Raw genomic sequence first — 24,191 nt, forward strand, 5'->3', positions numbered from 1 at the left:
TATTTAACTTTGAGTTTGCATACCGAGGGCGGCACTGTTTCTTCTGAAATAAGCGTACACGGTAAAGGCTCCACCCAGTATCATGCTTAGCAGGAACGGGAAGTAGGAGGCGTCCGTGGAGAAGAGGTCTTGCAGCCATTGGGTGATGAACGGATAGGTGATAATCGCGACGTAATTCATTGACATAACGAGTGCAAGGGCAAATGTCGCGTGTGATTCCACCGTGCTTGAGGAAGTTTTGTCGTATATGATCGGTTGCATGGCTCCGTAACCTAACCCGATGAGTATAATGCCTATCGTCAGTATAACGGGACCTGCTTTCAGTATGAATAAAATAAAACCGACGGCAATAGCGCAAAGGGCGATAAAGTTCGTGTATGTTTTCAAAACTGAAATAATGTTGTTGATAAAAAATCCCGGTATTGTCATGGCGAGGAAGAACACGGAAATAAGCGTACCGGCAATGTCCGGATCCTTGTAGTGTTTCATTGTTTCCATGTAAATGGAGAGATTGAACGGTACGGTTAAAACCAAAAAGGTGATGAAATAATAAAGAAGCATCAAAGAAACAGGCCAATTGTGTTTCGTGCTTGACGCGGATGGGGTAGTGGAGGCGGTCGTCGTTTTGGGTGCAACAGTATGTGGTGTGGAGTCCAGTTTAAAGGCGAATAACAGAGAAATCCCCGACAGGCAATATACCAGAAAGGCGTAATGCCAGTTGATATCGGCAAGGACTCCGGCGAGGAATGTCGCCAACACGAGCGTTAAGTTCGTGATTGATGAGGCAATACCCAATTGCCGGGTACGATAGCGTTTGGAAAAGTTATCCGCGATAAGTCCCGTGGAAAAAGGAATGATCATTCCGGCACCAATTCCCAACAATGCGCTGATAACAAGTAATAGCGCGAGAGAATTGCTGAAAGGGTACACGACACTACACCCGAAGAAGATAGCTAATCCGATAATGAGAATCCGTTTCTTGTTCACGTGCAGGGAAAGTCGTCCCGCCAGCAGGATAAAGGGTACAATAATAAACGAGGGAAGGGATTCCAGCATTTGTAATTCCAAATCGCTTGCTCCTTTGAAAATATGTTCGAGATCGCCCAAGATAGGGGATATGGCTAATCCCGGCAGGGAAGTAACCATGGAAATAGAATAAATGGCAAGAAGCGCAGTCAGCGTGATCGTACCATGACCTGTTTGTATCTTCATTTTGGTATCGTTTAGTTCTAGTCCCTATACGGGAGAGAGAAGGAAAAGATTATTAATTTTAGATTTTAAATATTAGATTTCTCCCCGCTTACCCCGTTTCTTTGGGCTAATCATAAATCGAGAAATCGTCAATTCTCGGGTTTGCGGCATCGAATGACGACCGCCTTTTCATTATTCAATGTCGTGGCTAGTAGGAAAATATCTCCACCTTCTTTCATCTTGCTTCGGGAACGGATTTCGTTTGCCGATATTTTGAAATTCCGGGTAGTGATGTTTGCTTTCGGGATTGTTTTGGCTATCTGTTTCAGCCATTTGCTGGAGAAGTCGAAGACCTCTTCCACTTGAAATATTCTACCGGGGAAATTACCGATTAACGTATCCCCGGTATATAAATGGCTGTGCCGATGTAATTTCTTTAGCCCGTAACGATTTGCCGGAATCTTGAACGCACCGCTTTTTAATATGGAACTATTGGGTTCATAAAGGTATTGCCCCACCGTATCCGTCATGTCTGGTTGCGCTTCTCTCTCGTCTTCCGGCGTGAAAGTGAATCTCTGCACGATTCGTGAAGCGGGAAAGTTGACGGCGTGTATCGTTAACGCGTGTTGCCCCGGCGTCGTGTCCAGTACAAACAAAAGCTCCTTGCACTCGTTTTTCACCGACAACACGTGTACCTCGGTCGTTTCCGGCAGGAGGCGCAGGACAGCCGTGATATCGGCCATGGGAGATATTTTCACGATCAAGCGGCTACCGCGGGAGAGTATGTTCTCTTTTATTTCCAGTACGTTAGGTTCGTAATCGGCAAGAGCAAAGATACGCTTGTTATCATGAGTCCGGCGGGAGGGGTCTATGTAATACGTGTCCGCCGCGAGAGTCCCCGCTACTTGTGTGCCATTCCCGTGTATTACTTCTATGTTATTCGCTCCCAGTATGCTGAAATTATAACGTGCAGCTTCACAATACGAGGGATTCTGTTCCACGTAGATTACTCTACCCGTCGAACGGGAAAAGAAATAAGAATCGACACCCATTCCCCCCGTGAGGTCACAGAGCGTGTTGCCCGATATCAAGCATGCCTTGTAGCCGGCAGTAAGTTCCGACGAACATTGTTCCGTTGCTAATGCCGAGGGGTAAAATATACCGGGATGAGCGAACCACGAGGGAAGCTTGTCTTTGATTCTTGCGCGGGCATGGATTTGTTCGACAGCTATATCCACCCGATTATCCGGGTAGTTCTTTCTTTGAAATTGCAATCGAGCGGGCTCATCATCGAGATGTTCCCTGACAAAGTCAAGTATTTCGGAAGACAATAGCATCGTGTCGGACATTGTTTTTTACTCGTGCAAAAATAGGGAAATTAATCCGGTAAAAACAACGCTTGTTCATCAATTTCTTTGGATTCCACTGTCGGATTATAGGGTAAGCTGAACCAGAAACGTGATCCCTTGCCCACGGTTGATTCCACCCCGATTTCTCCGCCCAACTTCTCGATAATGCTTTTGCAGATAGGCAGCCCCAACCCCGTGCCTCGTATAAACGAGTTGAGTTTCACGAAACGTTCGAACACGTGCCCGATATTTTCTTCCGGGATGCCGATTCCCGTGTCCTGCACGTGGAATTCGATGCGTTCGCCCGTGACATGATATCCGAGGCGGATGCTTCCCTTTTCCGTGAATTTGAGTGCGTTATTGATAAAGTTGGATAAGATTTGAGCGATCCGGTTTCTGTCACTATAAATAAAACATCGGGGAATATGCTCCTCAAACGAGAGTGTCACGTCCTCTGTCGTTAATTTCATCGTGTGCAGGCAAACGACTTCCTTGCACAGGTTATTGACATCAAAAACAGCGAGAGAAATATCAAATGTCCCGGCTTCGATCTTCGAGAGATCCAATATATCGGAAATCAATTGCAGGAGCAGTTCGTTATTTTTCTGGATAACGGAAAGATATTGTTCCCGTTCTTCTATACTTTCCGTTTCAGCGACGAGAGCCGAGAACCCCACGATGGCATTCAACGGGGTACGTATTTCATGACTCATGTTAGCGAGAAATGCGGACTTCAATCGGTCGGATTCTTCCGCCCGTAACTTGGCTTTCAGAAGGTTCTGTTCCGTTTCTTTCGATTCGGTAATATCTATATTCAACCCGATCACTTCGATTATCTCGTTTTGCGGGTTGTATTCCTTGACTTTAAAACGGATGCGTAACCAGCGCCATTCTTGCCCGACCCGCACTCTCACCTCGTCAGCAAATTCCCTGCTTTTCCCTTCCAGTACTTGTTGATGAAACCCCTGCAATTTCACGATATCCTCGGGGCACACGAACTCGTGGACATCCTCGATATCCTGAACATGACGGGGTTGCTGATTGAGGTTGTAAAACCAAACATCCGACCCGAAGAATGTCTTTTGTAACGGGTTCCACCTGCATATACCCACTTTGGAAAATTCAGCGATATTGTTGAATAAGGTTTCAAATTCTTCGATCTTCCGGTAGTTCTCGAACGCTTCCGTGTTGTCAATCACGATAAGCAAGTAATTCTCGACGTTGTGGTTCGTGTCATAAAGGCAGGTACCTTTCACGCTCAAGTGCTTGCTTCCCGTGTATTTCGTGCTGTAATATACCTTGTCGATCTTCGAGAATTTGTATATAAGCGGAAACATGATCTCTTTCCCTTGTCGTAGTTCTTCCAGTTTATCTGCCGGAAGATTGGGGTTTTTGAACAAGTTCACCCCGAGCACGTCTTCTTTCCGGTTGAAACCGAACATCTCGGACTCAATGTCGTTCAAGTCGAGCAGATCGCCGTTCTTGTCATATATTTCGATACCCACGGGGATGTTTTTATATATATTGCGCAGGGCTTCCTCGCTGTGCCGGAGTGCTTTGATCGCTTTTTGTTGCTCCGTGATATCCGTGAATAAGGCCACAACCTCGTTTTCTCCCGGCGAATAAAGAGTCAGGCGGTATTGTAAACCTGTTTTTTCCATGAATCGGGTGCTTTCCGTTGCTTGCTTTTGCAAAACGATATTATGCAGACGGAGCAAGCTCTCTGGATCTTCTATTCCGAAATCTTTGGCATTTTTACCGTCGAAATAATTCGGGGGTGTTCCCGATATTCTGTTGAAAGCGGGATTGGAGTCAAGGTATTTAAAATCGCACGGTTGTCCGTTCTCGTCATAAATCAGTTGCAAATGGAGATAACCGATAGGTATGTGATCGTACAGTTTTTGTAAATATTGTTGTTGTTCCCGTGCTTCTCTCTCCGAGGTACGTAATTCTATACAAATATTAATGATATTCGATATGGCGAAAAACCATTCTTTATCGATGTGAGTCCACAGGCGGGGACGATTGACGATGTCGATGCCCATGTATCCCCATATCCCGTCGCTGGAGGCGAGGGGAATGACCAACAGGGAGGCAATATTCTGACGTGCCAGTACTTGTCTGTCCGTTTCCGCCTCGGGGGGCAACTCGTCGAGATGATTGATGATAATCGGGATATTATTGAGTATCTGTTTGCTCCACCACCCGATATGATTGGAATCCATGTCTTGCAATGTATCTATTTCCGGTTGAACGCCGGGTTTTGTCGCCTCGTATATACAACTTTGCGTGTCCTTTTTTTTATCGTACTTGAAAATATAGGTTCTATCCCCATCAAATTGTTTAAGAACCTCTTTCAACGTGTCGGTAATCACTTGGTCGGAATCCGGGTTTTTAAGAAATTTGGATAAGGATTGTGACAGGGAATACTGGCGTAACATCAGTTCTTTCAACTGGTTCTCCTCTCTTGCTTTTGATATGAGAATATTCTCTTCTTCCTCCAGAATCTTGGAATAACCGATAGCCGTGATCGTTCCGTCCTCTTCAATGACTCTATTCCCGATTTTGGAATGTATCCACATTTCCCCGAATCTTGTCATAATAGGGAATATTTCATCGTAGAAATTCTGGTTTCTCAAGTGCGGGAGGTTTGCGCTCACCCGTTGACGGTATTTCTCGTTAATCAAGTTCAGAACTTGATTTGTTGTTAGCGTATTCCCTTTAAGCCCCAGTATATCCACCACGTAATCCGAGCATTGGATTTCATGCGTTTCGAAATTCACTTTCCACCACCCGAGCTTGGCTGTTTTTTGCAGTTCTTGGAGTATAAGTTCCTTCTCTCGCAAACTCTCTAATTCACTATTCGAGATAGTGGTATTATCTGTTTTTGACATAATCACGTCTTTTGGAAATGGGATCTATTCTATTTTGCCAATCTATTTCCCGACAAAAGTAAATAATTAATCTCAAAATACCACTATTTAGTTGTGAAAAGGATTTTGTTAATCTTCTGCGTTTTGCCCTGTCCCGCGGACGAATCAAATATGATGATATTTACAGAGAAAACAAAAAAACTTTCGCCAGTCTGTGAAGGGAAAAGATTTTTCCCTACTTTTATCGCACTTTCTGCGTGTATGGCGTGGATGAGTGCGTGAAGTTGTTATTAATTATTTAATACCTTATAAGTCATGAAACAAACCTTGACATTTAATCTTTCCACGATAACATCAACGGAAAGTAAAATCAACGTCGATGCCTTCGACGAAAGCTTGGAAGCCTTCGAGAACGGAGATTACCTGAAAGCTTTCCATACCTTGCTCGATTACGTGAACCCGGACTTGCGGGAGAAATACGGTAATTCGGCAGGAACAGAGTTTAACGTTCCGCACGGTTCGATCGTGGTATCGATAAAGATCGAGGACGGGCAAGTACACGTTACAGCGCCGTTCCTTGCATTGCCGGACAAAAGCAGGGTACCTCTATTGCGTCAGGTAGCAGGCTTGAATTTTAATGACATGGATCTGGCACAGATCGAGTTGCGGGATGAAAAACTGTTCTTCAAATACAGTTGCCCGCTCGCGTTGGCACAGCCTTACAAGATGTATTACGTGTTGGAAGAGATATGCCGCACGGGAGATAAATACGACGACGAGTTCGAAACGAAGTTCGGGGCAGTACGTATTTATGAACCCAAGGTAACGCCTTTCGACGCGGAAACGCTTGATAACGTGTACGAGGTCATTCAGTTGAGTTGTCGGGAATGTATGGACGCGGTGAAAGGCTTCGAGGCCGACCGTAAATACGGTTTCGCGTGGAACGTGCTCGACACTACCCTGTTGAAAATCCTTTACTACGCTCACCCGCAAGGACAGTTACTCAATGACTTGAATAAAGCGGTTAGGGAAATGGACCGGGAGGACATCCCGCTGCCGGAAGTGGTGAATTACGGTAAGTCCGTGGTTGCCCGTGTCCAAGCAATGACGAAAGAAGAATTGGCGGAAGACTTGTATTTCGTGGAAACTTTTATCTCCCCGAAACGTCGTTCCAATCTAAAGAATATACAGGAGAATTTCGAGGGAACATACGACCGCGCCACCCAAGCGTTCGAGGCGAGGGATTACCAGACGTGTTGTTTGATGATCGTGTACAAGTTCTACGAGATGTATTTCTACAATGACGTGCAGGACGACGTGAATACTGTTGTAACGAGAGCGTTGACAAAGACTTCGGCCATGCCGTGGGATGAGGCGGCGCAGATTCTTCACGAGGCAATGGATAACATCATGGAAGGAGAACTCGACACGGATGATGATGACGAGGACGTGGACTTCGGAACGATGGTGAACAACGCTTTCGCTAACGTGGATATGAATCAGGTAGCCCAGAATATGCAACAGGCAATGCAACAAGCCATGCAGGGCGGTATGCAGGAATATCTCGCCAACGTGCAGACTTTGCAGATGCAGATGATGCAAGGGCAGATCAGCATGGAGGAATACACGCGTAGAGTACAGGAACTGGCTGCCGGGTTGGGAAACAATCAATAACAAGGATGAAATTTTGACATTATGGAACAGAATATATTTAAAGCCGTCTATAAAGTAAACCATGCCGGCGGATCAGGCAGTTGTTTCTACCTGAAAAACTATGATTTATTTGTAACAAATTATCATGTCGTGGAAGGGTTCCGTGAAGTGGCTCTGCAAGACAACGACAAAAACAGATTTTACGCCCGTGTGGTATTGGTCAATCCCGCGCGCGATATCGCTTTGCTGAAAGCGGACGGTGATTTCTCCGCGCTTCCCGAGATCGCGTTATCCGCCCTCGACGAAGTTTCTATCGGGCAGAGAATCAACGTGGCTGGATATCCTTTCGGTATGCCTTTCACGGTTACCGAGGGTACTGTATCTTCGCCCCGTCAGTTGATGAACGACAGTTACTATATCCAGACCGACGCGGCGGTGAATCCCGGTAACAGCGGGGGACCGATGTTCAACGACAGCAACGAGCTGGTGGCTATCACGGTAAGTAAACTCAATAATGCCGATAACATGGGATTCGGTATCCCGGTTGCCTCTTTGCGCGAGTTGCTCGAGCAGATTGCCGACCTCGATACCTCGATATTTAACGTGCAGTGTAACAGTTGCGACGAGTTCATATCCGAGGAGGAAGAATATTGCCCCTCTTGCGGTGACAAATTGCCGGAAAACGTGTTCAAGGAAAGAACGTTGACCGACCTTGCCGTGTTCTGCGAGGAAGCCATCGAGGCGATGGGCATCAATCCCGTGCTTGCCCGCGTGGGATACGAGAGTTGGGTATTCCATAAAGGAAGTTCCGAGATCCGTATGTTTGTTTACAATCGCCAATACCTGTTCTGCACTTCACCGCTCAACGTGTTGCCGAAAAAGAATCTCGAACCCGTGCTTTCGTACTTGCTCAACGCGGACGTGCGTCCCTATCAATTCGGTTTGGACGGCAATCAGATTTACATTTCCTATCGGGTACATATCTCGGATGTGTTCTCCGAATACGGCGAGGAAGTTCAGAAGAACTTGACAAATATGGCCTTCAAAGCCGACGAATTGGATAATTACCTCGCCGACACCTTCGGTTGCGAATTTTCCGAATACGCGAAGAAGGACGCTATTTAGGGGGGCGCTTTCGGCAAGTTACAAGTTGCTTCTCTGGCGTTTAAGACTGTATTCCAGCTCCTCCTCTGTTTATAGAGGAGGTGGCTGCGAAGCAGACGGAGGAGTTTATTAATTTTAGATTTAGAGATTTTAGATTGAATGATTCCAGCCGCACAAGCAACGTTTTATTAAATCACCTGATCAAAAAACTTCCTCCCCAACTTTGCCGTGTTATTTTGAAAAGAAATGAGGCGGTGGCACAGGTACCAATTTTGTGTTGGGATGAATATCAATTGGAGGTGTTGTGAGTGCCGCCCGCCTCTGGTGGTTGCAAACTTTATTGCTCTCTAAGTTTAATGATAAACACTATTCTCTTGTTTCTATTTTTAGTTGTGTGATAAAAGTATAACCGAATACCCGATCTTCAAAATATAATCAACGAACAGGCTGATTTTATCGACGAATGGACGAATTTTGTCTTTACTATCCGGTAAATATAGCGTATATTTACCGGGTAATTAAACTCGAAAACATGTAATATGATTATGCAAGATATAGTAAACGAACGCTGTGGTTGGTGCGGAACCGATGAGTTGTACGTGAAATACCATGACGAGGAATGGGGAAGGTTGGTAACCGATGATAAGAAGCTATTCGAGTTTCTTGTACTGGAGAGTGCCCAAGCCGGATTGAGTTGGATAACCATTCTTCGGAAGCGGGAAGGATACCGTGAGGCTTTTTGTGATTTCGATGCCGGGCGGGTGGCACGAATGACTGATGAAGATGTCGAGCGGTTGATGCAGTTTGACGGCATCGTGAAAAACCGCCTGAAAATCAAATCGACAATCACCAACGCGAGATTGTTCCTTGCGTTGCAAAAGGAGTTCGGGAGTTTCTACGACTATACGCTCTCTTTCTTTCCCGACAGAAAACCGATTATCAACACCGTTCGGTCATTGAGTGATATCCCGGCGTCTTCTCCCGTGTCCGATGCGATGAGCAAGGATATGAAAAAGCGCGGCTTCAAATTCTTCGGAACGACGATTTGTTACGCCCACTTGCAGGCTTCGGGGTTTATCAACGACCACCTGACGGATTGCATTTGCCGGAAAAGATAATGTATGAATTAGAAAGGGTTCAAATCCCTTTAAATGCAAAAAGAGAGTCAGTTCTCGTGTACTAACTCTCTTTCAGTGACTTGCTTTCGCGGAGAGGGAGGGATTCGAACCCCCGGTACCTCGCGGTACAACGGTTTTCAAGACCGCCGCAATCGACCACTCTGCCACCTCTCCAAATGCGGATGCAAATATAAAGACTTTATCGGGCTTTCAAAATTATTTTCGTGTTTTTTTATTCAGCGCGTATTTCAAGTAAAAGTAACCGCATACTCCCGCGAATAAAGAGGCACCGATGATCCCGATTTTGGCTTGATTGAGCAACATGGCTCCTTCCTCGCCCATGCCGGAATACGAGAGGTTGGCGATAAACAGTGAAACCGTGAAGCCGATACCCCCGAGCAGGGAGATGCCGAAGAGCGTGCGTGTGTTCATTTTGTCGGGCATCGTGAGCCATCCCGCCTTGATGCTGAGGTAGGTGAACGAGAAGATGCCGACCAGTTTGCCGACGACGAGCGATATGAAGATCGTTATCGACACGCCTTGCAGCGAGGCGAGCGTGAAGCCCTCGAACGAGATGCTGGCATTGGCGAAAGCGAAAAGCGGCATCACGATGTAGTTGACGAGGAAGCGCAAGTCGTCATCCATGGCTTGTAGCGGGCTGACCACTTTGTCGGACGCCGACTCGATGCTTTTCAGTATGGATAATTCCGAGTTGCTGAGAATGATTTCGTTCGAGTCTTCGGGGAGGCGTTTGAGGCTTTCCCGGATGTTGTTGACGTATTTGTATATATGCAATTTCGGGCGGGCGGGCACGGTGAACGCCACGATAACCCCCGCGATGGTGGGGTGTATCCCCGCGTTAATGAACAGGCACCAGACGACGATACCGAAAAAGATAAAAAACAACTTGTTGTGTATGCCTTGCCGTCCCCCGATGTAAAGGAGTGCCACCACCGCGGCGGCGGCGATAATGTAGTTCATCACGAGATGGGAGCTGTAGAACAGGGCAATGATGATGATGCCCCCGATATCGTCCACCACGGCGAAAGCGGTTAGGAATATCTTGAGGCTGAGGGGGACTTTCTTACCCAACAGGGAAAGCACCCCGAGCGAGAACGCGATGTCGGTCGCCATAGGTATGGCGGCTCCCCGCATGGCAAGACCGGGTTGCCCGATGAGGCAGAACAGGAGGACGGGCATAATCATACCCCCGCAGGCCGCTACCACCGGGAGCAGGGCTTTGCGCGGGGTGGAAAGTTCGCCGACGAGCAGTTCCCGTTTGATTTCCAGTCCCACGGAGAAAAAGAAAATAGCCATGAGAGCATCGTTGATGAAGTCGAGTAACGTCATCGGGTTGCCGTCATGGCGGTCAAAGAGGTTGAAATTCCCGATAGTGAGGGAAATGTTTTTCGACAAGAGAGAGGTGTAGTGCTCTTGCAGGGGGGAGTTGGCGATAAGCATTGCCGCCACTGCCACGAATAGAAGAATAATACCCCCGTTAATCTTGGTTTGTATCAGTCTTCTAATGGAAAACTTGAAAGTTTCTTTGACCATTTTACATGCGGTTTATGAAATTTAACTCGTCGCGAATTTAATAAATAAAATTTAGAATTTAGAATTATTACGCTTTCACGTACCTGCTGTCCGAGAATGTCGTCCAGTCCGGCGAGCGGAAAAAGAGGTAGAGGTGGAGCGTCTCCGTCGGCGGGTAGCCGAGGTCGGGCAGTTGGATTTGGGCGAAACGTTCGCCGCGGGTGACATCCGTCACGACGAGCAACGGCATGTCGGGGTGCGATTCGTAGAAATACCCCATCATCAGCAGGTCGTCCGGGTTTGACAAGCCGTATTCCCTGTCGGGATGTTCCCACATGGGAAAGAGCAACAGGTCTTCGCGGTTTACCCATGTTTCCCGCGGGGGCACGAGTTTGCCCTTGCAGAAAAAGAAATCGGGGAAGTAGTCCACGCCTAGCAATTTCGCGTCAAGCACGGGGTAGTTAATCATCTTGAAGATATCGAGGCGGTTTTTGCGGAATAGCTTCGCGTAAGCGTCCCACGCTATGCACAGTATACCGTTGGTTCTGAAAAAGTTAATCGCGCAATCTGTCGCGACTTCGAGGGCTTCCCTCGATTCGATTTGTTTTTCCGTCGGCGGTTTTTTCGTTTTTTCCCGGGTACTTGGCATGGCGCATAGTTTCCCGTTGCGGTAGTAGAACGTGATTCCGTTTACCCGATACTTGCGCGGTCGTTCGTTTGATTCGTCTTCTATTTTCATGGTAGCCGATTTTAAGGTGTAACATATCCTCCCACGTTCCTCGACGACTTAAAATTAGTAAAAAATATTTACTTTATCAAGTATTTATCTGAATTTGTAGATAAGTTGCAGATAAGTTACAGGTAAGTTGCAGATAAGTAAGCGTGGAGGGAGGGAGGGGATTTATGATTTATGATTTCTTGATTTATGATTGAAGGATTACCAATCTAAAATCCTTCAATCTAAAATCATAAATCATAAATCTAAAATCAAGAAGTCCCCGAATAGAAAAGGCCAACCGCGGCTCTTCTCGGGTACGTTTCTTCCAGTTCGTGCTGGTGATAGAGGTATCCGGCGTCATCGTAGTATTTGGCATCCCGGGGGCATTTCTTGATGCAGGCACCGCATTTGATACAGATACCCGTGATTTCTTTCACGTTGTCGGGGTTAATCGAGCCCATGGGGCAGACTTTGGCGCATAGTCCGCAGTCATTGCAGCGGTCGTTGGTAAGGGGTTTCACCTTGCGTATGTCTATGGGGTTGCCGTGACGGTCACGGGGCGTGTAATACCCGCGATAGGGGTAAGGGGTACCGGGTACTTCCACGAGGGGCGGTTCCGCGGGGAGCGTGTTGCACGCGGCGGCAACGTCAAGCGCGAAGGCGGCGGCGGTGTCGAGGTCGCGCGTGTCGGGACGGTCTTTCGCGAGAACGCGGGAGAACGAGTGTTCCCCGACGAAAGTGGCGGCAGCGACGGGGTGGAGTCCGCCGCGGGCGAGGATGTCCCGAAGTTCGACGAGGGCATCGTCGTAATTCCGGTTTCCGAACACGGTGACGGGTACCGCCAAAGCCCCGTTGCCCGCGATGGTGGCGAGGTAGGGGAGTAGTACGTTGGGTACTCGTCCGGCATAGACGGGGGTACCGAAAACGACGAGTTCGTCGTCGGCGAAGACCAACGGGGCGGTTCTCGCCTCGGGCAAGGTGAAATCATACTCGCCGCGAGTGGCGTTCAACGCCCGCGCGATGTGCTTTGCCACGGTGGCGACCACTTTCCGCGTGGTTCCCGTCGGGCTGAAGTAGACCGCCCGCACTCGTTTTATCGTTCTCATTTCTTGTAGTATTCTTTGAACCATCGCGCGAAGCGGGCGATACCCGTTTCCAGCGAGGTGTAGGGCGTGTAATCGTAGTCTTCTCGCAACCGGGTGGTGTCCGCCCATGTCCGGTAGACGTCACCCGCCTGCATCCCCACGAATTCTTTGCGGGCAACGCGTCCCATGTGTTTTTCCAGCAGGTGGACGAAATCCATGAGTTGCACGGGGGAGCCGTGCCCTATGTTATATATGGTAGCGGGTACGCCGGGTACATCTTCCCGAATTACGCCGGGAGTGGTGACGATTTTCTCGATTCCCGTGACGATATCGTCGATATAGGTGAAGTCGCGCGACAGGTCGCCGTTGTTAAAGACGCGTATGGTTTCGTCGTTCCGTATGGCGTTGGCGAAGAGCATGGGTGCCATGTCCGGGCGACCGAACGGCCCGTATACCGTGAAGAAGCGTAGCCCGATGGTTTGCAGCTTGTAGAGATGGGCGTAGGTGAACGCCATCAGTTCGTTGCCCTTCTTCGTGGCGGCGTAGATGCTGATAGGGTGGTCTACGTTGTCCGTTTCCTTGAAAGGCACGGATGGGTTGTTCCCGTACACGGACGATGACGAGGCGTATATGAATTTCTTGCAGTTCGCTTTTTTGCTCGCTTCCAGCAGGTTGAGGAAGCCTACCACGTTACTCTGCACGTAACTCTCCGGGTTCGTCAGGCTGTAGCGCACGCCTGCCTGTGCCGCGAGGTTCACCACGGCGTCGAAGCGGCGGGTTTCCATCAGCCGGTTCACGGCTTCCGCGTCGCAGAGGTCTATCTGGCAAAAGGTGTAAGCGGGGTATCGCGCGGACACGATTTCTTTTTTCGGTTCGGGATGGTCTATCCCGCACTCGTGCAGGCGATCGAGTTTGAGCGATACGTCGTAATAATGGTTGATAGAGTCGATACCGTACACGGTATGTCCCGATGCCAGTAGTTTCCGCACTAGGTAGAAACCGATGAAACCCGCTGTTCCCGTTACTAGGATATTCATGTTGCTTGTCGTTTTAGTTTATTGTTCCGTTCATGTTGTCGTTCGCGTTTATCGTGCCTAACTTGACGGGCACGATGCGGTTGGCCAGTGTCCGGTCGTAAGGCAGTTCCACCCGGATATAGTTATCCGTGAATCCGCATATAGACCCGTCCGTTTCGCTGTCCTCGAACAGCACGGGGCGCGTTTCGTTCTCGTGTGCCGTGTAGAACGAGCGCAGTTTCTGTTCGGATATGTCGAGCAGGACGTTTACCCGGCGGTGTTTTTCCGATTGCGACACGATATACGGGATTTCGAGTGCTTTGGTTCCGGCGCGTTCCGAGTAAGGGAACACGTGCAGTTGCGACACGTCGAGTCCCGCGATAAATTCCCGCGCGTCCTCGAATGCCTCGGGCGTTTCTCCCCGCGCTCCCGCTATCACGTCCACGCCGATGAAGGCGTCGGGGCGAAGGGTCTTGATTTCCCGTACCTTGGCGGCGAATAGTTCCCGGTCGTAGCGGCGCTTCATGAGGTGCAACACTTCGTTGCTGCCCGATTGCAGCGGCACGTGGAAGTGCGGCATAAAACGGTGCGACGATGCCACGAAGCGGATGATTTCGTCCGTCAACAGGTTCGGCTCGATGGACGATACCCGGAAACGCTCGACTTCTTCCACCTCGTCCAAGGCTTGCAGGAGCTGGAAGAAGGTTTCGCCCGTGCCCCGCCCGAAGTCGCCCGTGTTCACGCCCGTGAGGATGATTTCCCGTATGCCTCGCGCGGCGGCATCCCGTGCGGCATCGAGTACGGCGTGGATGGTGGCGCTGCGGCTTCGCCCGCGAGCGAAAGGAATGGTGCAATAGGTGCAGAAATAGTCGCAACCGTCTTGTATCTTGAGGAAGCTGCGGGTGCGGTCGCCATAGGAGTAAGCGAGGTCGAAGTTGCCCACTTTAAAGATGTCGCACGAGTGCGGTTCTTGTTTTTCCTGTTCTTCGAGGTGGGCGAGGTAATGTGCCACGTTGAATTTGTCCCGCGCGCCGAGCACGAGGTTCACTCCCTCGATAGCCATGATTTCCTGTGCCCGCAACTGCGCGTAGCATCCTACCACGACGATGTAGGCGCCGGGGTTCCGGTGCACGATTTTCCGTATCAGTTGCCGTCCCTTTTTCTCCGCTATGTCGGTGACGCTGCACGTGTTGATGACGAAGATGTCCGCTCCCTCTTTTTCTCCCGCGGTCACCGCTCCCGCCTGTTCGAGGCTGTGCTTGATCGTGGAGGTTTCCGAGAAATTCAGTTTGCATCCTAAAGTGACGTACGCCACTCTCTTCCCTGCTATATTCATGCGTGATTGTTTTTTACATCTTAGGGGGGCAAAGATAGAAAAAAGTTTATAAGGTTCATAAGGTTTATAAGGTTCATAAAGTGACGGGTGTCCTTCGGACTGTGTTTACCGGCAGCAATGCTGCCGTGGATAAAGCGCCCGCGAGGGTCAATCAACTTTATAAACTTTATAAACCTTATAAACCTTATGAACTTTTTTTGTAACTTGCCGCGTCAATAATATATTGGAAGAGATGAGATATTACGTTATAGCCGGGGAGGCATCGGGTGATTTGCACGCCTCGAATTTGATCAAGGGATTAAGACACCATGACTCTGCCGCCGAGGTGCGCGGGTGGGGTGGGGATTTGATGCGTGCCGCCGGGTGTGACATCGTGCGTCATTACAAGGATACCGCTATCATGGGGTTTCTTACCGTGTTGAAGAATCTCGACAAGATTAAGGCGAATATCGACGAGTGCCGCCGGGATATTCTCGCGTGGCGACCGGATGTTGTGATTCTCGTCGATTACGGTGGCTTTAACTTGCGCGTGGCGAAGTTTATCAAGGAGGCGGGTATCCCTGTCTATTATTATATATCGCCGAAGATATGGGCGTGGAACACGGGACGGGTGAAGAAGATCAAGCGACTGGTCGATCGGATGTTCGTGATTTTCCCTTTCGAGGTGGATTTCTACGCCCGGTACGGTTACCCGGTTTATTACGCGGGCAACCCGCTGGTGGATGCTATCCACGATCGGGATCACAAGCATGAATCATTCGAGGAGTTTACCCGCGTGAACGGGTTGTCGGGCAAGCCGATTATCGCTCTCGTGGCGGGTAGCCGCACGCAGGAGTTGAAGCACGTGCTGCCGAAGATGTTGCTGATGATGCCTCATTTCCCCGACCACGAGTTCGTGATCGCGGGGGCGCCCTCGATGATGGATGCCGATTACGCTCCTTATATTCAAGGGAAGAACGTGCGGATTGTTTACGGGCAGACTTATCGCCTCGTGAAGCAAGCCCGTGCCGCGCTGGTCACGTCCGGCACGGCGACGCTGGAAACCGCTATCCTCGGAACCCCGCAAGTGGTTTGTTATAGCGGGGAAGGCGGTGCTCTCAGTTATTTCCTGTTCAAGACTTTCGTGAAAGTGAAATATATCTCTCTCGTGAATCTGATCGCGGGGAGGGAGGTGGTGCCCGAGTTGCTTATGCAAAAGCTGAACGAACGCAATATCCTGCGGGAGCTTTCCGCTATCCTGCCCGACGGGGAAAACCGCGAGCGGATGTTGTCCGGTTATCGTGAAGTGAACGGACGGTTGGGAGAACCCGGTGCGTCGGAGCGGTTCGCGGAGATGATGATAAAGGAGATTGCTAATTTTAGATTTTAGATTTTAGATTGAGTGATTGAAAAGATTCCCGAAGCAACTTGCTGAAGGCAAATGCAACCTTTAATTCGCTGAAAGCGAATTAAAGATAACCTCCCGTTTCCGGCCCCATGTTAAAAAGCAGGTCTATGATACTGAGATTGGGGGTAAATGGGAAACGCTCGGCAAAGGTCTGGTGGTATGGTTTGGGCGTGAAAGGGCGTTCTGCGCGGCGGCGGGACGGTTTTGGGTGGATGACGTCACGGAGGTCGTCGTGGTTCGCGGTGATGGGGTAATAATCTTCCGTGAACGTGAGGGGGCGGTTAAGACCGATGTTTTCCATGAGCTCGCGTAATATTTTCGTGTTGAGGTCGAGGAGGTATTTTTCTTTTCGCTCGAAGAAGGGAAGAAGGTTGTCAATATAATAGTCGTAATAAGGCGAATTCTTGTAGGCGGATTCGATGCCCTTGAAGTGGAGTTTCTGCCAGTTGGTGGAATAGTCAACGAGTACGTCTTTCGTGAGAATCTTGAGGGAAGCCCCTTTCACGACAGGAACGGAGAGGGTCATGACGCCGTTGGCGGTCATGATGTCGCAACGGTTACGATAACTTTGTTTCCCGTAACTCTCGTGTTGTTCGACGAGTATTTCCGAACAGTTCTTGATCTCCGAGAAGTATTGAATCGGGGGAAAATAGGCGGTGTTGACGAGTATATTCATATATTTTTGTTCATTTACGATTTATGATTTCTTGATTTATGATTGAAAAATCAAACGTGTCGGCTTTGTGGCTTTTTTAGCGTGGCAAAGATAAGAATTTTTCATTTGAACGGAAATCTGTAATATTTTCTCTTTTTTGACAAATATATACCTAAAAAGTATGGAATGTGGTTCAATTGTTGTATATTGTAAGGCGAAAAGAATATTGTCCCGGTTCGGTGGGGGACTTCACGGGTTGGCAAGAAAGGAGGATAATTTTTTACCCGTGAATAGAACAAAAGCCATGATTCCACGTAAATTAATGGTAACCGTTTTCTAACCGGATTGTAACATTAAAGCGGTTGATTTGAAAAGTAATTGATTAAAAAAAGATATATGATGCTAAAACTCGTGGAACAAGATAAATTATTACGGCCGTACGAGGGGATTATCGAGCGGAGGCACCGTCAGGTGCTGGATATGGAGCGGGAATTCACGTACAGGACTACACGGTTGGCTGATTCGTGTAACTCTTATTTATATTACGGGTTACACCGGACGGCGAACGAATGGGTGTTCCGGGAATGGGCACCGAACGCCACGGCGATTTATTTCCTCGGGGAGTTTAATGATTGGCGGAAGCATCCCGATTACGCGCTAACCAAAGCGGGCAGCGGGAATTGGGAAATTCGTCTGCCGGCGGATGTGTTGGCTCACGAGATGCTGTATCGCCTGTTGGTGGAATGGGACGGCGGGAGCGGCGAACGTCTGCCTTCGCACGTCAGACGGGTGGTACAGGACGAATACACGAAAGTGTACAGCGCGCAGGTATGGGAGCCGCTGCATCCCTATTTGATGCATAACGAGCGACCGCCCCGCGCGGAGAATCCCTTGATTTACGAGGCGCATATCGGTATGGCGACGGAGCACCGGAGGGTGGCGACATTCACGGAATTTCGTTTGTTCGTGTTGCCCCGGATCGTGGACTTGGGGTACAACACGATACAATTGATGGCGATACAGGAACACCCGTATTACGGTTCGTTCGGTTATCAAGTGGCTAATTTCTTCGCCGTGAGTTCCCGTTTCGGGACTCCGGAAGAGTTGAGAGCCTTGATTGACGCGGCACACGGTATGGGGGTTCGGGTGATCATGGATATCGTGCATTCTCACGCGGTGAACAACGAGGAGGAGGGGTTAAGTCGTTTTGACGGCACGACAGACCAGTATTTCTATCCCGGTGCGCGGGGACACCACCCGTTGTGGGATTCGCGTTGTTTTGATTACGGGAAGCATGAAGTGTTGAATTTCCTGTTGTCGAACTGTAAATACTGGTTGGAGGAGTTTCATTTTGACGGTTTTCGTTTTGACGGGATCACGAGTATGCTCTACTGGGATCACGGTATCGAACGGAGTTTCACGGAATACTCGATGTATTACGACGGGAACGAGGACGAGAACGCGATTACTTATCTGGCTTTGGCAAACCGGGTGATTCATCAAGTATTGCCCGATGCAATTTCCATAGCCGAAGACGTGAGTGGTATGCCCGGCGTGGCTTCCCCGATAGAGGACGGGGGGATGGGCTTCGATTACCGGATGAACATGGGTACGCCGGATTACTGGATTAAATTGCTGAAAGAGAAACGGGACGAGGAGTGGCACGTGGGCGATCTGTTCTACGAGTTGACGAACAAGCGGGATGAGGAACACACGATTAGTTACGCCGAGAGTCACGATCAAGCGTTGGTGGGTGACAAGACGATCTTTTTCCGGCTGGTGGATAAGGCCGTTTACACTTCGATGAGTGTGTTTGACTCGAATGTCATTGTAGACCGGGGCATGGCGCTTCACAAGATGATCCGATTGGTGACGATAGGCACGGCGGCAGACGGTTATCTGAATTTCATGGGTAACGAGTGGGGACATCCGGAATGGATAGATTTCCCGCGGGAAGGCAACGGTTGGAGCTACGAGCACGCCCGGAGGTTGTGGAGTCTGGTTGACGACGAGAACCTGCGTTTCCGTTTCCTCAACGTTTTCGATAAAGCCATGTTGCAGGCTGTAACGGATAACCGCGTGTTCGATTGGCGTCCGGAACCGCTGGTTCGGGATAACGAGCGGCAGATATTGATCTTTACGCGGGGGGACGTGATGTTCGTGTTTAACTTCAACCCGGAGAAGTCTTTCCCGGATTACAAGTTTGACGCACCTTCCGGTAAGTTTACCTATATTCTGGACACGGATGACAAGGCATTTGACGGGGCGGGACGAATAAACCACGGGACGGAACATTTCACCCGTTACGTGTCGCCCGGTCGGGGACAGTTAAGTTTATATATACCCGCGAGAACGGGGATGATCTTACGACGATCATAGAATAATTTATGATTTATGATTGACGATTTACGATTAATGAAATCTGCAATTATAAATCTAAAATCATTAAATCTAAAATTGAAACATGAGTTATTTGAATTTCAACAAAGAAGAATTGGTTAACTTGGAATATTCCTTAAAAAGAGAGGTGCTTTCGACCAATAGGGCCGGGGGATATTTTTCGACGACCATAGTCTGTTATAACACGAGGAAGTATCACGGGTTACTGGTTGTGCCGATCAAGGAGTTCGGCGGGGAGAACCACGTGTTGTTGTCCTCGTTGGACGAAACGATAGTTCAGCACGGCAAGGAATTTAACTTGGGTATACACAAATACCCCGGGATATACGAGCCTCGCGGGCATAAATATATCGTGGATCTGGAATATGATCCGCTGTTTACATTGACGTATCGGGTAGGAGGCGTCGTATTAAAAAAAGAAATCTTGATGGTGCACAATGAGGCACAGTTATTGATACGTTATACACTGGAAGACGCTCATTCGGAAACGTTTCTGCGTTTGAAGCCGTTTCTTGCCTATCGCAACGCGCACGCGTTGAGCCGGGCGAATATGATGGCAAACACGAAGTACGAGACGGTTGAAAACGGTATCCGTTCGAAGCTCTACGTCGGGTTTCCGGCGTTGAATATGCAGTTGAGCAAGGCGAACGAGTTCGTGGCGGTACCCGACTGGTATTATAATATAGAATACTTGGAGGAGAAGGCACGCGGGTATGATTACAAGGAAGATTTGTTCGTGCCGGGATACTTGGAGGTGCCGATCAAGAAAGGAGAGAGTATCATTTTCTCCGCTTCGACGGAGGAAGTAAAAACCGGCGGTTTGAAACGTAAGTTCCAACAATTGGAAGAAAAACGGAAACACCGTGACGATTGCGAGAGTTGTTTGACCTATTCCGCTTCGCAGTTTATCGTGCATGACGGTAAAGACACGGAGGTGGTGGCGGGTTACCCGTGGTTCGGGCGATGGGGACGTGACACGTTTATTGCCTTGCCCGGTTTGACGTTGGCTGCCTGCGGCAACTTGAAGGAGTGTAAAGAAGTGCTCGACACGATGTCGCGGCAGTTACACAACGGCTTGTTCCCGAATATCGGTAAGGGGGATAAAGCGGCATATAACTCGATAGATGCCCCGATGTGGTACTTCTGGGCGGTGCAACAGTATGACGAGGCTCTGAACGAACCGGGAGTGATATGGAAGACCTACGGGAGCAAGATGAAAGCGATTCTGACGGCGTTCCGGGACGGTATTAACCCCGGGTTGCATATGGACGGTAACGGTCTGATTTGGGCGTCGCAGCCCGGCAAAGCGTTGACGTGGATGGACGCCGTGGTAAAAGGTGTGCCCGTGACAGCCAGAGCCGGGTATGCCGTTGAGATCAACGCGTTATGGTACAATGCCGTTTGCTACTCGTTAAAGTTGGCAGAAGAGGCAAAAGACAAGAAATTTGTTGAAGAATGGAAAGATATGCCGGAGTTGATACGGAAGTCGTTCGTGGAAACTTTCTGGAACGAGGAAAAGGGGTATCTGGCGGATTACGCGGACGAGCGGGGACAGAACCTGTGGGTAAGACCCAATCAGGTATTCGCTTGTTCTTTAGCTTATTCCCCGATTACCGACGATATGAAAGAAAGCGTGTTGAGGGTGATTACCAAAGAATTGTTGACCCCCAAGGGACTCCGTACCTTATCACCCGAGAACCCGAATTATCACGGGCATTACGAGGGCGACCAGAATCACCGGGACGAAGCGTATCATCAAGGTACGGTATGGCCTTGGCTGATTGGGGCGTATATAGAAGCGAATCTGAAGTTGTACGGGAAACAGTTTTTACCCGAGGCGAAGGAGTTGTTGGATGGATTCGAGGATGATATGACGCTTTACGGGGTATGTTCGATTGCCGAAGTGTATGACGGTGATCCTCCACATCACCCGAACGGAAGCATATCTCAGGCTTGGAGTGTGGGAGAAGTCTTGAGAAGCATGGAATTAATTAGAAAATATGAATAAATCATTCATGTTGCCACACATATAAATTATATAATATGAAAGTATTGATGTTTGGGTGGGAGTTTCCACCACATATTGCAGGGGGCTTGGGAACGGCCAGTTACGGCTTGACGAAGGGATTGGCTAAACATGGAGTCAAAATCATGTTCGTTATGCCTAAGGCCGGGGGTGATGAAGACCAAAGTGTTGCAAAGATCATTAATGCGAGTGATGTAGAAATGATGAGCGAGTATTCTACATTGGACGAATACTGGCAGAACGTGAACTTTATGGAGATCGGTTCCAATCTGGTGCCTTATCTCGATCCGGAAACTTTCGAGAGAACGGTGACAGAAGCGGTGAAGACCGGGGAGCACGGGGAACATATCACTTTCCGTAACAAGTTTCAGTTCTCCGGTAAATACGGGGCGAATCTGATGGAGGAGGTTGCACGCTACGCCATGGTGGCTGGGACGATAGCGGCGCAGCAGGATTTTGATATTATACACGCGCACGACTGGCTGACGTATGCTGCCGGGATAGTGGCAAAGAAGGTTTCGGGCAAACCGCTGGTGATTCACGTGCACGCCACGGAGTATGATCGGAGCGGGGAGCATGTGAACCAACAGGTGTATGATATCGAACGGCGGGGAATGGAGGTCGCCGACCGGGTGATTACCGTGAGTAACTTGACGCGTAATATCGTGATCAATCGTTACGGTATTGATCCCGACAAGGTGGTGACCGTTCATAACGCCGTGGATTTTCAAACACGCGAGGACATGGAAGTTGAACGGGGCGTGAAAGAGAAGGTGGTTACGTTTTTGGGACGGATCACTTTCCAGAAAGGTCCCGAGTATTTTATAGAAGCAGCGTACAAAGTCTTGAAACGTTATCCTAACGTGCGTTTCGTTATGGCGGGAAGCGGTGACCTGTTCAACCGGTCTATCCGTCGGGTGGCACAGTTGAAGATAGCGACAAAGTTCCATTTCACCGGATTCTTGCGGGGGGACGACGTGCAGAAGATGTTCTCGTACAGCGACGTGTACGTGATGCCTTCTGTTTCCGAACCTTTCGGTATCTCTCCGCTGGAGGCAATGAGGGCGGGTGTACCCACTATCATTTCCAAACAATCCGGGGTGGCAGAGGTTTTGAAGCATTCTATTAAAGTTGATTATTGGGATGTGGACGCATTGGCGGACGCCATGTATGCTTTACTGTCTTACCCTGCACTGGGTAAAATGGCGGGTGAACAAGGATTGGAGGAAGTCAATCAGTTGAAATGGGAAAATGCCGCTTTAAAAGTAAAAGAGGTGTACGAAAACGTGTTAGGAATTTAAATTAAGTAATAAAAATAGACGGTTGAAAAGGAAGAAAAGGGAGAAGTCATTTTCAATTTTCAATTTTCAATTCTCAATTAAAAATGTATGGTTATGAGAAAGACATTGTGTTTCTATTTTCAGATACATCAACCGGTGAGACTGAGAAGGTATCGCTTTTTTGATATAGGCAAACGTCATGATTATTTTGACGAGTACGTGAATCGCTCGACAATCCGGCGGGTGGCGGAGAAATGCTATTTGCCGATGAACAGGTTAATCATGGATATAATTAAGCATTACGGGGAGAATTTCAAGGTGAGTTTTTCCATTTCCGGGTCGGCATTGGAACAGTTTGCCCTGCATACCCCGGAGGTGATCGAGAGTTTCCAAGAGTTGGCGAAGACCGGGTGCGTGGAGTTTCTGGCGGAAACTTATCCCCATTCGCTGGCATCCCTCTCGTCTACCGATGAATTCGAGTTGCAGGTGAAGCGGCACGTGGAGAGAATGGAGGAGTTGTTCGGTCAGAAACCGGTGACGCTGCGCAATTCTTCGTTGATATATTCCGATCTGATCGGGGAGCGGGTGGCCGCGATGGGATTTGAAGCGATGCTGACGGACGGGGCGAAGCATGTGTTGGGATGGAAGAGTCCGAATTTCCTGTACACGAACGCGGCGAACCCGAAACTGAAGTTGTTGTTGAAGAATTCCCGGTTGAGCGATGATCTTTCCATGCGTTTTGGCGAGCGGGGTTGGAACGAGTGGCCGATCACGGCGGATAAATACGCCCGTTGGTTGAACGAGAGTGCGGCGGAGAGCGAGATAGTGAATCTGTTTATGAATTACGAAACGTTCGGCGAGAACCAATCCGCAGAAACGGGTATTTTCGAGTTTATGCGATCGTTGCCGGAATATATATTCTCCATGACGGATTTCGAGTTTTTGACGCCGAAAGAGGTGGTGAAGAAGCATCAACCCGTGGCACCCTTGCACGTGCCATACCCGATTTCATGGTCGGATGAAGAAAAAGATATTACAGGATGGTTAGGGAACGAACTGCAAACGGAGGCATTCGAGGAGTTGTTCAAGATACAACCTCGGGTGAGGGCGTTGAACGATCAGGCTCTGGATAAGGATTACTGGCGTTTGCAATCGAGCGACCATTTCTATTATATGAGGACAAAACTATTCTCGGATAATGATTTCCACCGTTACGTTTCTCCTTACGAAACTCCTTACGAGGCATTTATTAATTACATGAATGTGTTAAGTGATGTTATCTTGAGGGTGGAGGATATGGAAAAAAAGCGTATACTTGTAGATGAAAAGGACACCGATAAAGAGGAAAGCCCCGTGAAATCAAAGAAAACGACGAGGACGCCTCAAAAAAAGAGTGCGGAAAGTTCTGCGAAGACATCAAAAAAGGTGGACGACAAGGAGAAAAAAGTTAAGTCAAAACATTAAAAA

17 protein-coding genes and 1 tRNA gene are annotated in these 24,191 nt (G+C 48.9%); 8 read left to right on the forward strand and 10 right to left on the reverse strand.

Features of this window, described 5'->3' with window-relative positions:
• Nucleotides 1–3: 3 nt before the first annotated feature.
• The 3 genes from CS948_RS11965 to CS948_RS11975 form a co-directional block, all read right to left on the reverse strand.
• Nucleotides 4–1,212 carry an MFS transporter gene (locus CS948_RS11965; RefSeq protein WP_099291974.1) on the reverse strand — a complete coding sequence of 403 codons (1,209 nt, stop codon included), beginning with the start codon at nt 1,210–1,212 and terminating at the stop codon, nt 4–6.
• Between the two features lie 128 nt (nt 1,213–1,340).
• A complete protein-coding gene (locus CS948_RS11970) occupies nt 1,341–2,540 on the reverse strand; it encodes a class I SAM-dependent methyltransferase (RefSeq protein ID WP_255301990.1) in 1,200 nt (399 codons plus the stop codon).
• A gap of 29 nt (nt 2,541–2,569) precedes the next feature.
• On the reverse strand, nt 2,570–5,434 hold the full coding sequence (locus CS948_RS11975; RefSeq protein WP_099291975.1) for an ATP-binding protein: 2,865 nt from the start codon (nt 5,432–5,434) through the stop codon (nt 2,570–2,572).
• A 294-nt stretch (nt 5,435–5,728) separates the two neighbouring features.
• Between CS948_RS11975 and CS948_RS11980 the strand changes: the two genes are divergently transcribed.
• From CS948_RS11980 to CS948_RS11990, 3 genes are all read left to right on the forward strand, one after another.
• A complete protein-coding gene (locus CS948_RS11980; RefSeq protein WP_099291976.1) occupies nt 5,729–7,087 on the forward strand; it encodes a hypothetical protein in 1,359 nt (452 codons plus the stop codon).
• Nucleotides 7,088–7,108: 21 nt separating this feature from the next.
• The gene (locus CS948_RS11985) at nt 7,109–8,191 is read left to right on the forward strand and encodes a trypsin-like peptidase domain-containing protein (protein WP_099291977.1); all 1,083 of its coding nucleotides are present in this window, start codon (nt 7,109–7,111) and stop codon (nt 8,189–8,191) included.
• A gap of 524 nt (nt 8,192–8,715) precedes the next feature.
• Complete coding sequence (locus CS948_RS11990) at nt 8,716–9,288, forward strand: DNA-3-methyladenine glycosylase I (RefSeq protein WP_099294457.1); 573 nt, start codon at nt 8,716–8,718, stop codon at nt 9,286–9,288.
• Between the two features lie 89 nt (nt 9,289–9,377).
• On the opposite strand, the gene CS948_RS11995 is transcribed toward CS948_RS11990, so the two are convergent.
• From CS948_RS11995 to mtaB, 6 genes are all read right to left on the reverse strand, one after another.
• A tRNA-Ser gene (locus tag CS948_RS11995) sits at nt 9,378–9,462 on the reverse strand.
• A 42-nt stretch (nt 9,463–9,504) separates the two neighbouring features.
• Entirely contained in the window at nt 9,505–10,842 is a 1,338-nt protein-coding gene (gene nhaA, locus CS948_RS12000) for a Na+/H+ antiporter NhaA (protein ID WP_099291978.1), read from the reverse strand.
• A 67-nt stretch (nt 10,843–10,909) separates the two neighbouring features.
• Nucleotides 10,910–11,560, reverse strand: a complete 651-nt coding sequence (locus CS948_RS12005) for a hypothetical protein (RefSeq protein ID WP_099291979.1) — start codon at nt 11,558–11,560, stop codon at nt 10,910–10,912.
• Nucleotides 11,561–11,808: 248 nt separating this feature from the next.
• On the reverse strand, nt 11,809–12,669 hold the full coding sequence (locus tag CS948_RS12010; protein WP_255301992.1) for an EFR1 family ferrodoxin: 861 nt from the start codon (nt 12,667–12,669) through the stop codon (nt 11,809–11,811).
• On the reverse strand, nt 12,642–13,661 hold the full coding sequence (locus CS948_RS12015) for an NAD-dependent epimerase/dehydratase family protein (RefSeq protein WP_099291981.1): 1,020 nt from the start codon (nt 13,659–13,661) through the stop codon (nt 12,642–12,644). Before CS948_RS12015 ends, CS948_RS12010 begins: the two co-directional genes overlap by 28 nt.
• Nucleotides 13,662–13,674: 13 nt before the next feature.
• Nucleotides 13,675–14,976 (reverse strand): tRNA (N(6)-L-threonylcarbamoyladenosine(37)-C(2))-methylthiotransferase MtaB, encoded by a 1,302-nt coding sequence (gene mtaB, locus CS948_RS12020; RefSeq protein ID WP_099291982.1) that lies wholly within the window; start codon nt 14,974–14,976, stop codon nt 13,675–13,677.
• Nucleotides 14,977–15,208: 232 nt separating this feature from the next.
• On the opposite strand from mtaB, the gene lpxB reads away from it, so the two are divergent.
• Entirely contained in the window at nt 15,209–16,345 is a 1,137-nt protein-coding gene (lpxB, locus tag CS948_RS12025) for a lipid-A-disaccharide synthase (RefSeq protein ID WP_099294459.1), read from the forward strand.
• 79 nt (nt 16,346–16,424) lie between these two features.
• Here the strand turns inward: lpxB and CS948_RS12030 are convergent, their stop codons facing one another.
• Complete coding sequence (locus CS948_RS12030; RefSeq protein ID WP_099291983.1) at nt 16,425–17,039, reverse strand: WbqC family protein; 615 nt, start codon at nt 17,037–17,039, stop codon at nt 16,425–16,427.
• Between the two features lie 375 nt (nt 17,040–17,414).
• On the opposite strand from CS948_RS12030, the gene CS948_RS12035 reads away from it, so the two are divergent.
• From CS948_RS12035 to CS948_RS12050, 4 genes are all read left to right on the forward strand, one after another.
• Complete coding sequence (locus tag CS948_RS12035) at nt 17,415–19,397, forward strand: alpha amylase C-terminal domain-containing protein (RefSeq protein WP_099291984.1); 1,983 nt, start codon at nt 17,415–17,417, stop codon at nt 19,395–19,397.
• Between the two features lie 85 nt (nt 19,398–19,482).
• Complete coding sequence (locus CS948_RS12040) at nt 19,483–21,426, forward strand: amylo-alpha-1,6-glucosidase (RefSeq protein WP_099291985.1); 1,944 nt, start codon at nt 19,483–19,485, stop codon at nt 21,424–21,426.
• A 35-nt stretch (nt 21,427–21,461) separates the two neighbouring features.
• On the forward strand, nt 21,462–22,745 hold the full coding sequence (locus tag CS948_RS12045; protein ID WP_099291986.1) for a glycosyltransferase family 4 protein: 1,284 nt from the start codon (nt 21,462–21,464) through the stop codon (nt 22,743–22,745).
• 93 nt (nt 22,746–22,838) lie between these two features.
• Nucleotides 22,839–24,188, forward strand: a complete 1,350-nt coding sequence (locus CS948_RS12050; RefSeq protein ID WP_099291987.1) for a glycoside hydrolase family 57 protein — start codon at nt 22,839–22,841, stop codon at nt 24,186–24,188.
• Nucleotides 24,189–24,191: the final 3 nt, after the last annotated feature.

This window comes from Butyricimonas sp. Marseille-P3923 (genome assembly GCF_900184685.1).
Classification (GTDB): Bacteria; Bacteroidota; Bacteroidia; order Bacteroidales; family Marinifilaceae; genus Butyricimonas; species Butyricimonas muris.